At 41.0% G+C, this 12,069-nt stretch carries 7 protein-coding genes; 5 read left to right on the top strand and 2 right to left on the bottom strand.

The annotated features are described in order from the left end of the window. The first annotated feature begins 191 nt into the window (after positions 1-191). On the top strand, positions 192-2,993 hold the full coding sequence (locus AMD01_RS22305; protein WP_053403653.1) for a bifunctional diguanylate cyclase/phosphodiesterase: 2,802 nt from the start codon (positions 192-194) through the stop codon (positions 2,991-2,993). A gap of 41 nt (positions 2,994-3,034) precedes the next feature. Here the strand turns inward: AMD01_RS22305 and AMD01_RS22300 are convergent, their stop codons facing one another. Further along, positions 3,035-4,618: a zinc ribbon domain-containing protein gene (locus AMD01_RS22300; protein WP_053403652.1), complete on the bottom strand. Its 1,584-nt coding sequence runs from the start codon at positions 4,616-4,618 to the stop codon at positions 3,035-3,037. A gap of 23 nt (positions 4,619-4,641) precedes the next feature. Then, complete coding sequence (locus AMD01_RS22295) at positions 4,642-5,124, bottom strand: zinc ribbon domain-containing protein (RefSeq protein ID WP_053403651.1); 483 nt, start codon at positions 5,122-5,124, stop codon at positions 4,642-4,644. A gap of 353 nt (positions 5,125-5,477) precedes the next feature. Between AMD01_RS22295 and AMD01_RS22290 the strand changes: the two genes are divergently transcribed. From AMD01_RS22290 to AMD01_RS22275, 4 genes are all read left to right on the top strand, one after another. Next, a complete protein-coding gene (locus AMD01_RS22290; RefSeq protein ID WP_053403650.1) occupies positions 5,478-6,923 on the top strand; it encodes a TcaA 3rd/4th domain-containing protein in 1,446 nt (481 codons plus the stop codon). Beyond that, positions 6,923-8,239, top strand: a complete 1,317-nt coding sequence (locus tag AMD01_RS22285; protein ID WP_053403649.1) for a glycoside hydrolase family 3 N-terminal domain-containing protein — start codon at positions 6,923-6,925, stop codon at positions 8,237-8,239. The genes AMD01_RS22290 and AMD01_RS22285 overlap by 1 nt, the downstream gene beginning before the upstream one ends. 89 nt (positions 8,240-8,328) lie before the next feature. After that, positions 8,329-8,907 carry an REP-associated tyrosine transposase gene (locus tag AMD01_RS22280; protein WP_169776002.1) on the top strand — a complete coding sequence of 193 codons (579 nt, stop codon included), beginning with the start codon at positions 8,329-8,331 and terminating at the stop codon, positions 8,905-8,907. 209 nt (positions 8,908-9,116) lie between these two features. Further along, positions 9,117-11,876 carry an S-layer homology domain-containing protein gene (locus tag AMD01_RS22275; RefSeq protein ID WP_053403648.1) on the top strand — a complete coding sequence of 920 codons (2,760 nt, stop codon included), beginning with the start codon at positions 9,117-9,119 and terminating at the stop codon, positions 11,874-11,876. Positions 11,877-12,069 lie beyond the last annotated feature (193 nt).

Here is a 12,069-nt window from a genome sequence, read left to right as displayed (position 1 = left end):
CCTGCTTTTTTTAGTTCCACATCATGTCTGCCTTGCATTTTTAATGACGGTTATTCTCATGGAATACATCTGTTTTTTTAGAAATGACAAGTGGAAAGAAAGGAAACTCTTTTTGCGAACCGAGTGAAAAGGTAACGTTTATATCTTCAAACCTGCTTACTTTAAACCGATAAAACACATAGAGAACAATTATGTCAAAGGGAGAGTTCGCAGATATTATGAATCATGTTGCTCATTTGCATAGTTATTACAATAATTGGTTAGTTGGACTTTCCTTCTTTATTGCATTAGTGGCTTCGTACACATCGTTTGAATTGGCCAACCGTGTAAAGGCCTCGGAGGAAAAACTCAAAAACTTCTGGATTTTTAATGGCTCGTTTGCATTAGGAATTGGAATATGGTCGATGCACTTTGTCGGAATGCTGGCGTTTGAACTCGAAATGGCCGCATCTTACTATAATTTATTTCTTGTTGCTTTATCTGTGGTCTGGTCAATTGCGGGCTGCTACGGTGGTTTATTTTTTGTGCACTTTACCAATCGGTCCTATAAGCATCTATTAACAGCCAGTCTGTTAATGGGAACGGGTATTAGCGGCATGCATTATACAGGAATGGCAGCTATGGAGCCGATGAAGATTCATTATGACGCAACATTTGTAATCCTTTCCGTTGTCATTGCGCTCGTGGCATCTGTTGCCGCGCTTTGGCTGGCCTTTTATTCACGGTTCAACAATCAGAAAAATATCCAGGGGAAGATTGGATTTTCGCTGATGATGGCACTAGCGATTACAGGGATGCATTATACAGGCATGAAGGCCGCAACATTTTACATGCCGATGAACGGTGATAAATCTGCTTTCTCGTATCAAATTAATTCGGTTGTGTTCGCTTGTATCATTACGGGAGTTGCTTTATTGATGTTCGGAACGCTATCCTTCCTCAGTTACTTTGATCGCCGGGCGAATCAACAGCAGCTGATGAAAAACGCCATTTTCGAATCAGCGTTGGATGCCATTGTGGTAACGAATGAGCAGGGAGAAGTTTTGAATATTAACGAAGAGGCGGTAACTCTGTTAGGAGTTATGAAAGAAGAAAATATCGGAAAAAATGTGGCCAGTATTTTTCCGATGGTTGAAAATCTATTGTCGATGGTGAAGCGACGTCATCAGCTAGAGGTTATATCATCAACGGGTGAAACGAAGATCATTGAGCTGACTGTCACAAAGGTAGTGGCGGACCGAGATTTGGAATACATTCTGTATATTCGTGATATTACGGAGGATCAAAAATTCGCGCAAATGCTTAAAGAAACAAATGATCGTTATGAAAGCCTGTTTTATGAATCTCCTCTCGCGATCGTCATCCATCGGTATAGTCAAATTACATCAGCCAATCAAGAAGCGCTTAATATCATCGGCGCCTCAAGCTTTGAGCAATTAAAAGCCCTCTCCATTTCTCATTTTCTTCGTAAAGACGATTGGGATGCCTTGGCGAAGGATGTGGATGATTTATTAAAAGGAACCTTTCAGCGTGAGTTTACAGGACAAGAGGTTCAAGTAATGACCTTAAATCAAGAAGAAAAGTGGGTCACAGCCAAATCGACGGTCATCCAATTAAATGGTGAAAAGTATATTCAGACCGTTATTCGTGACGTGACAGAGCAACGAAAGGCAAAACAGGCCCTTCAGCAGCTCACTTTTTACGATAGCTTAACAGGACTTCCGAATAAAGGATTGTTTGAAACGCTAGCAAAGGCGGCGATTCATAAAGCTAAAAACGATGACCAGTCCTGTGCGATTTTATGTATCGATTTGGATCGCTTTAAATATACAAATGAGAAGCATGGACATCAAATAGGAGACCGCATTTTAAAGGAATTATCTCGTCGTTTTCAAGCGATTATGAATACACAGGATCTATTAACGCGCTTTGGTGGCGATGAATTTCTTATGCTCGTTCGTCGAAATGAAGAAGAGGACATCAGAAACATGGCGGGGCGTATTTTATCAACCGTATCCGTACCGTTTAAAATCGAAGGATCTGATATTTATTTAAATACGAGTATTGGTGGAAGCTTTTTATCAGAGAGTAGCTCTGCGTTAAATACGTTAATTCGTCAGGCCGATCTCGCTGTTGACGAAGCGAAGAAAAACGGTCGAAATGCCATTGAATATTACCAAGAAAGTATGCAGGCGTATACAACAAGACGAATGGTTATCGAATCAGGCCTTCGTACCGCGATTCAAAATAACGAATTTGAGCTTTACTATCAGCCGAAAATCGACCTTGAAACAGGCCGATTAACCGGTGTGGAAGCACTCATTCGCTGGCACCATCCAACGCTAGGTCTTGTCTCTCCGGGTGAATTTATCTCTGTTGCCGAAGAGACGGGGTTAATTGTTCCGCTAAGTACATGGACGCTTCGTGAGGCGTGTGTACAAAACAAACGCTGGCATGATAAGGGCTATTATACGATGAAGGTGGGCGTTAATATTTCTAGCATTGACTTTGCGAGGGAATCATTTGTTGAGGCGGTTCTTGAAACGCTGCGTGAAAATGATATTTGTCCAAGCAGCGTAGAGCTTGAAATTACGGAGAGTGTGGCCATTCAAAACGTAGATGATGTAATTGAAAAGCTTCAGACGCTCAAGGATATTGGTGTTCATATTTCGATCGATGACTTTGGCTCAGGCTATTCATCGTTTAGCTACTTAAAAAAGCTACCGATCAACACGCTCAAAATCGACCGCTCCTTTATCATTGGATTAAGTACTAGTGTCAAAGAGCAAGCGATTGTACGCGCGATCATTACGCTAGCTAAAAGCTTAGATCTCTCAGTCATCGCTGAAGGAGTCGAGCTCCCAGAACAAGTCGACATCTTAAAACAAGAAAAATGCGATGCCGTCCAAGGCTACTACTATAGCCGACCACTTCCCGTTCAAGAATTTGAACAGTGGTATGAGCAAACCTATCAGTCTCATGTGGCTAATTAAAGAAAAAGCTGTTATTCGCCAAGAATAACAGCTTTTTTGGATTAATAACCTTTTCTCTTTGCGATGTATCCACCTACATAAGCAAAAATGTAGGAGAAGATAAAGGCTCTGATGAAGGAGCCGAAGATGCTGAAGCCAACAAAACTGTTTAAAGGATCATCGTGCTTAGAATCTTCAAGGTTAAAGTTCATTTGTGTTAAATATGCCATAAATCCTATTAAAATCGCATAAATGATGCTGTAAATAGCAAGGTTTTGAAGAGACCCTTGTCTAGCTGTCTTCATTTTGTAACCTGACCAAATAAATAGGGCAATTGGCAATAAGAAAACGAAGTATAAATAGAACGGGGTTTCAATAAAGTCTCCCAATAACTCTGCTAATTCATCGCCCTTTAGTCCGCCAAAAATGGAAAAAGTTAATGAAGTATCTTTCGTAAGCAAGTTATCAATGTGTAAAGGTACAAGGTGAGCAAGATTCAACAATATACTACCTGCTTGAGTTCCTGCTGCCGCAACTAACAATGCTGATTGATCACTTAGATAGTCGACGGGTAGGAAATCAATGAAATCACTAAGGTTATCTTTGAGAACGAGTACAGCAATCATCATAATGACACTCATGATCACGATTCCTCTCACAAACGTAGAGAAAGCTTGATGGATGACTTCGCCAAATGGAACAGTATCGCTTAATTGTTTCGTAAATTGACGGTAATTAATGGAGAACAGCATTCCTATAAAAGTAAGAACCGTTCCGACCGTAAGACCAATAAATAGACTCTTAATAAACGAATAAGAGGCGTGAATATCCAGCTTCAAATGGAAAGCATCTTTGGCCATATTTACGTCATAGCTAAAGCCACTAAACAACGAGAAAAGAGCTAAAATAATACCATAAATTCCACCAATAGATAGTGCTAAATAAAGGCGCTCCATCACAGATGAGTGCGGTTGTTTTCGACCTGCAAATAGCCCTCCAACAAATAGAGCCAACATAGGAATTAGTATGTAAATGACAAAGGTAAACGAGATATGTAATTTTCCTTCGTATGTATTGTTCTCCTCTGAATAAGGATCAGTAGCATCAGATGATAAGTGATAAGTAGGAGTGATTAAGTGTGAATTCATTACCATATCACTAAAACCAAATAGTTGATCAGGTTTGGGCATATCATCATCGATGCGGTCCCCTGTATAGGTAGCTGTTTGGATTCCCCCTGCGGACAACCTATCTTCAAATAGGTCCGTAAATGTACTGCCCGCATATTGATAAGCAAAAATGTTAAGCACAAGCATGAAAGCAAACGCAATAACCGCTGGAATAAGCGCTTTTTTTAAGTATGATACTTGAAAACGTGGGCGAACAAAAGCACGTTCGTGTATTTGATCATCTTTTGTTGTTGTTTCACGAATCGGTTCATTGGATGCATCATAGGTTAAGGCAGACGCCCCGCATGCACCGCAGTAGTTTTGCTGTTCCCCTGTTTTTTCGCCACAGCTTGGACAAAAAGTAGATTGATTTTTCTTTACGTTCAGTCTAGGGATGCTCTCTATGAGAGAAGCACCATCGTGTCCACAATAGTTGCTTCCTTCAGTGCTCGAAGCACCACAAATTTTACAATACATAGATCGTTTAAGTCTCCTTTAGATTAAAATTTAGTTCCGCAGCAATTACAAAACTGCGTATTGGCAGGAACAGATTGGTCGCAAGTGCGGCAAACTTTCGTATCGAGTTCTTCACTACTAGGGATGACAACCTGTGTTCCACATGAACCACAGAACTTGTCGTTTGCTGTTACTGCAGAGCCACACCCTGTACAGCTCATTGAATCGCTGTTTGCTTGGTTTAAGCTCGTAATCATTTGCTGAGCACCATAGATTCGTTGATCAAGCTCAATTAGTAAGTTGAAACGTTCTTTTAGCTCTTCGTTTTGAATGTCACCGTTACGTACTTTTCGATAGACCTCTTCTCCAGCTTGGATTAATAAAAGAGCACGCTTTGAAGAAGCCTCTTGAATAATCTTTTTCTGCTGGCTAATCTCTTGTACCGTTTGTAGCTTTTGTTTTCCTTGTTGCAGGCTATCTTGAATTTTATTTAAACCCCCGCCAAGTTTGCTTTGTAAGTCGTTCATTTTCTGTCACCTCTGTAAAAATATAGTCAAACATAACAAATTTACCATAATAATATTTATATAGATATAGAAAAAATACAATTTTAATCAATTAATTAATCTATATTTCTTATTTCTGCTTATTTTGTGTAAGGGAAAAATACCGAGATATATTGTATGTTTTTACAATATGTATTACTATATTAATGCTTAACAACCATATATTAGATTAATTTCTAAAAAACTTATAAATTATTTTGATATAAAATAAAATGTTCGGTGGCAGAGAGATGAGATACGTTCACATGTGCTTTTTTACATGATGAATCAATACATACTAAAATTTTTGAATGAAATAGGGAGTGCAAACAAGAATGACGCATTGTAAAAGTTGTGGTAAAGAAGTTGAGAGAAATAGAGCTTTTTGTACACATTGTGGTGTAACGGTTGAAAAAGAGGCTCATCATGATCGTGGCAATAAAGGGGCGGAAAAAAAGAGATCTGCTGCTAAGTCATTAAAAAAGGGTCCTAAGATCGCTGTGGCTGCTTGTGTTGTAGTAATAGGTCTAGGGTTTGGAGGATACAAATATGTAGAGGCGAAAAATAGCCCTGACAAGATTGCAGATCAATTCATTTCTGCCGTCAACCAGGACGATCCGAGTCGAGTGGTGGCACTTTTAAATAACTCAAAGGCTGATCATGATATTAGTGATCAAGAGGCGAAAAGCTTTATTAAGTATTTAAAAAACAATCCTGATGTTTGGAATGAAACGTCTAAGCATCTTCGCATGGAAGCGCAAAACTATGCGGATGGAGCGAATGTAAGCGGAAGTGATAACGATCTGGCATCCTTAACGTCGTTGGATAAGAAATGGATCGTATTTAATCAATACGGGATCAATACGAAGTCAGTGTACATTAAAGCGACATCAAATGAGAGTCAAACGGAGCTTTACATTGACGGCAAAAAGGTAAAAACGCTCAAAAAAGACAAGGAGCAAACGTTTGGCCCGTATTTACCAAGTGATCATGTTGTAAAAGGCGTGTATAAGGGCGAATATACAGATGTATCCGATAAGCAGGACCTTAGCATGGATGATCTGGAAGAAAATAATTTAGCTGTTGATCTAGATGTCACTGGAACACATATTGCGGTCAGCACCAATGATGAGGATGCAGTACTTTATATCAACGGAAAAAGCACAGGTAAAAAGCTGAAAAACGTTGATGAACTAGGACCCGTACCAACAGATGGTTCAATGGAGCTTCAAGCTGTCTTACCAGGCGGAAAGAAAAAAGATAAAAGCGATGTGTTTACGATTGAAGACGAAGAGGAAGCATATCTCTATATCGAATCAGCGGAAGAAGAGGCAGATCCATCGTTAGCAGAAAGTGCTGACGAAGAAGCTATTGCTGAAGATGATTCGGTTGAGCAGAACGATCATGATGCAATCATGGCTGCGGAGGATGCTGCAGGAGACATTCAGAATTCGATCGAGCAGCACTACAATTATATTAGTGATGGAAATTATTCAGCGGCCTATGAGTTGTTTTCATCAGATCGTCAAGGTAAAGTGAAATATGAGTCATGGGCCGCTGGTTTGAAAAATACGATTAAAGATGATGCGACCATTATCAACGTTAATCCGATTGATGACAGCCATGCATCCGCGACGTTCTCGATGACTTCTTATGACAACCAAACAGATGGTTCAACGCTTGTACAAACATGGAGTGGTACTTGGTATTTGGTGAAAGAAGGCTACGACTGGAAGCTTAATGACTACGATATTAAAAAGCAAGGTGCGCATAAAGAATAATGACTAAAAAACAACTAGTACTTTTATCTGCAATTATTACGATCATTTTAGCGTTAGTGGCAGGAACGTGGCTATGGAAAACGGTGCAAAAGCCTGAACAAAACGTGGCGACACAAAATGCTGAAACGAAAAAACAAGAAAAGCCGACGAAGGAAGAAACAAAGCAAAAACGGGCGGTACGACAAGAAGTGAATCAATTACCGACGGTCGATGACAAGGTCAAAAAGCTAGTTAGCTCAATGTCACTTGAAGAAAAAGTCGGCCAAATTATGATGGTTGGGTTCTATGGGACGGAACCGAGCTCGTCCGTCACGGACATGATCGAAAACAAGCATATTGGCAATATTATTTTATTTAGTCGCAACATGCAGTCACCAAAGCAAGTGGCTACTCTAAACAATGAGCTGCAGCGACTCGCTCAAAAACAGCCCTATCAATTGCCGTTTATGATTGGCGTGGACCAAGAGGGAGGCGATATTCTTCGTATGCAAGAGAAGGTATCACCGATTCCTTCTCAGCAAGCACTTGGCGACGTGGCAACGGCTCAGCAAGTGTATGACGTTGCGAAGCTTAATGCAACTGAGCTTCAAGCGATGGGCTTCAACACCAACTTTGCCCCTGTACTCGACATATCTGATACGGACAAACGCTCCTTTGGAAGCGATGCGAAAAAAACGTATGAGTACGGAAAGCAGGTTGTAAAAGGACTAAATGATACCAACATCACCGGTGTTGTTAAGCACTTTCCTGGAAACGGCCGCACCAATGTCGATCCCCATAAGGATACGTCAGCAGTCGGGGCCAATCAGCAGGATCTAGAGGGTTCCGACATCTATCCGTTTAAGCAAATGATTAATGAAGTCGATCCTGATGATTTCTTTGTCCTTGTGACACATGTTAAATATCCGGCGTATGATGCGAAAAAACCAGCGAGTTTGTCACCTGTCATCATGCAAACGCTATTGCGTGATAAGCTCGGTTATAAAGGTATTGTTGTTACGGATGATTTGGAAATGGGCGCCGTTAACAAATATTACACGTACAAAGATATGGGGAAAGAAGCGCTAGCAGCGGGTGCTGATTTATTACTCGTTTGTCATGAATATGACCATCAGCTAGACGTATACAACGGAATCGTCGAGGGCATAAAATCTGGTGAAATTCCGGAAAGTCGTCTAAACGAAGCCGTAACGCGCGTCTTGACGCACAAAATGAAAAAACTTCCGACCTTCACTTTTGTGGATGAATCCAAAGCAAACGACATCGTTGGAAGTGCTGAGCATAAGAACGTAATTGAGAATATTTTAGGAAAGTAATACAGGGGAGTCTAGTCATGTGACTAGGCTCTTTTTGTTATTTATAAAAGGAAAATGAGTGCAAATGAAGAAACATAACGATAAAGGAGGTGAAGACAATCTCAAGAAAACCTCGAATTTGGTATCCGGGTTCTATTTATCATGTGACGTGTCGAGGAAATCGACGCGAAGCAATCTTTTATCGAGAGGAGGATTATGAATACTTTCTAAACTTAGTTGACGATACAAAGCGCAAGTGGCCCTTTCAGCTACATGCATACTGTCTCATGACCAATCATGTTCATTTACTTGTGCAAACCGATCATCATCCTCAATACATGATGAAAATGCTTGAATCGCAGTATGCGGTTTACTTCAATAAAAAATACCGCTACGAGGGCCATCTGTTTCAAGGACGCTACAAAAGCGAAATTATTACAGACCGAAACTATTTTCTAACCGTTAGCCGCTACATTCACCTTAATCCTGTCAAAGCAAAAATGGTTGCTCGTCCATACGAATATCCTTGGAGCAGCTATGCCTCTTACATTTATCCTACCGACTGCCTTCGAGTTACGACAGACCGACTATTGTCCTGCCTCCCTCATCCACCGCGTGCATTCTACCAATATTATGTAGAAGAAAGTAAAAAAGATGTAGAAAGTTATCTTAAACAAACGTTTGATTAAAAAGTTTTTCGACAAAATTTTTAGTGTGTGTGAGCTGTGTTTGATGGTGTTATTACTGGATTCACGGCTCACTTTAACACATTAACGTTATGGGGGACAGACCCCTTAAATAGTTCTTACGTCATTCGACAAAAGTTATAATTATATGGTAAAACTTATATTAGATGTAATTTACTATAATAATAGAAACATATTGGGAGGGTCTTTTTTTGCGTTTGAAAAGGCAAGGTTGGGTTTGGTTAGGTTGTGCTGTTGTGTCGTTTCAAGCATGTTTTGTAGGATTAGCGCCGGAAGCTCAGGCAGCGGTTCCGTCAAACATGCAGGTGTCTCCAGGGGTTACTTATACCCAGAAACAAAGTACTATTAATTCCTACCCTCAAACGGTTCGCGCGTTGGAAATCAACACGCAGGATACGTATACAGGAATTGATGTGAGTGTACCATCACCGCTAAATAAAGTAGTAACGACGTCCAAACAAGCGATTGCGGATAGTCGGGATGGACATCGTGTTGTTGGAGCAGTTAACGGTGGCTTTTTTGATATGGTTGGTTCACGCCTGCCGATGTATTTGATTTCGTATAATAATCAAATCGTCAATTCAGGTATTATCGCAAGCAGCAAGCAGGATTATGTGAATATTCCGGTTGCGTTTGGGATGACGAAGGACAATAAACCGCAAATTGATTCGTTTAATCTTCAGATGGCATATACGCACAACGGAACGAAATATGATATTACAGGTATTAATAAAATCCGAAATTATGATGATCTCATTTTATATACGCCTGAGTACGGAACGGCGACAAATTCCAATAAGTTTGGATTAGAGGTTGTGTTAACAGGCGCTTCTAAAAACAAAAACTTGTCATTCGGTGACACGATTACAGCAACTGTGCAAAAACAGCTTGTTTACGGAGAGGCAGCTGCTATTCCAGCAGATGGGCTTGTTTTATCAGCAAACGGTACAAGCATGCCGCAGCTGAAGAACTTAAAGCCTGGAGACAACGTATCCATCTCTTTAGGAATTGATGATAAGTGGAAAAACTCGAAGTTTATGCTTGCGAGTGGTCCGATGCTTGTGAATAACGGTAAAGTGGATGTTAGCATGGATTTAACGAGTGACCGTGCCACACAGCGTACTGCACGTACGGCTGTTGCGATTGATAAAACGATGACAAAGGTGTTCTTTGTAACGGTTGATTCAAGACAGACCGATAGTAAGGGTATGTCTATGAAAGAGTTTGCGCAATATTTGGTTAATATGGGTGCATACAAGGCGCTCAACTTTGACGGGGGTGGCTCAACAGCAATGGCTGTTCGTAACAACGGCGATTTAAATGCGGCGCTTGTTAACAAACCATCTGATGGTCATGAGCGCGCTGTTTCGACGACGCTTCAAGTCATTTCGTCTGCACCGGTTGGGCAGCCGAGCATTTTATCAGCAAACGTGAGCGCTTCTGCAAAGGTAGCGGTTGGAGCATCTGTAAATGCGAAGCTTAATTACGTATTAGATCAGTACTACAGCCCGCTAAGCATTGATAATACGAAGTTCTCCGTTGTATCAAATGCATGGGGAACAGGTAGCGGTCAGATGTTTACGGCGCAAAAAGCGGGTTCCGGGTATATAACGGTTGCCTACGGAAACGCGACAAAGAATTTGCCAATCACCATTGTTGATCAGGTAGACAAACTAGCTGTTTCGCCTGCTTCTATTACGATGACAACGCCTAAAAATCAAACGCTGAGTGTAAAAGCGTTTGATGAAGGTGGGAAAGAAATTATCTTTAACCCACAAACGATTACATGGAACGTATCAAACAATCTTGGAACAGTTTCAAAAGACGGTGTTTTCCAACCGAGTGGTACGGAAGGAAGCGGCGAGATTACCGCAGCATACGGCAATACGGTGACAAAAATTCCAGTTACTATTGGAACGCCTGCACGACCAAACAAGCCGGTTGTGCTCGACGCGTTTGAATCTATAGCAGGGTGGACAACACAAAACACTCGTGCGGCGTCAACGCTGTCTCTTAGCACATCACCGTCTCCAAATATGGAAGGAAAGAGTGCCGCTCATTTACACTATGATTTCGATGCCGCTCAAAACGGGACAGCTGCTTCCTATCTTGTACCAGCAGCACCTTTAAAAATAGAGCAGGCACCACAGCAGCTTGGCATGTGGGTATATGGCGATGGCAATAAACATTGGCTTCGTGGATCGCTTAGTGATCAGAGTGGGCAAACCTATACGGTGAACTTTACGGAAGCTGGCGGACTGGATTGGAAGGGATGGAAGTATGTAAAAGCTTCCGTGCCAACAAGCATTATAGGACCCGTTCAACTGCAGCAGCTATATGTAACGGAACCAGAAGCCTCTAAACAAGGCAGCGGAGATCTTTACTTTGATAAATTAAAAGCAATCTACGATACAGATGATGAGCCTGTTATGCGCGACATTCCAGCCTCTCATCCGTATGCGACAGCTATTCAATATTTAACGAGTCAAAACGTCATTGCCGGATACGATGATGGAGAGTTTAAGCCATCTAAAAATCTAACACGTCTTGACGCGGCACTTTTACTTGTTCGTGCATTAAATCTTGATGTGACAAACGTAGGCGACGTAGAGTATACGGACGTTCCAAAAACGTATCGTTTCTATCCATACATCGCCGCGATTACAAAAGCGGGCGTCATGAACGGAAAAGCAAACAGTCTATTCGATCCAAACAGTAACCTTAAACGTGCTGAAATGGCCGTTATTTTACAAAAAGCGTTTAAGCTTAGTGGAACAACGACCAATACATTCAGCGACGTACGACCAGGAAGCTTTGGAGAAAGTGCCATTCAGGCTTTAATCGCCTCTGATATTACGATTGGATACACGGACGGCACATTTAGACCAGGAGAATCAGTTACAAGAGGACAGTATAGCTTATTTTTATATCGTGCTCTTGTTCAGCATTAAGAGTGAAGAAAGACGTGGCGAGCAGCTACGTCTTTTTTTTATCGGAAAATGCTGTCGAAAACATTTTTAAGATCTTTTATAAAAAAATGAATCTTTTTGTTAACTTTCTACGTCATATAGTGGACAGATTCTAATTTACATATTTTCCTAACTTCTCTGTTTTGGAGTCTTACACTATTTGTGGTCATAGGGG

The organism is Priestia koreensis, from assembly GCF_001274935.1.
In the GTDB taxonomy this organism is placed as follows: Bacteria; Bacillota; Bacilli; order Bacillales; family Bacillaceae_H; genus Bacillus_AG; species Bacillus_AG koreensis.
This window is presented reverse-complemented; position numbering and strand designations above follow the sequence as displayed.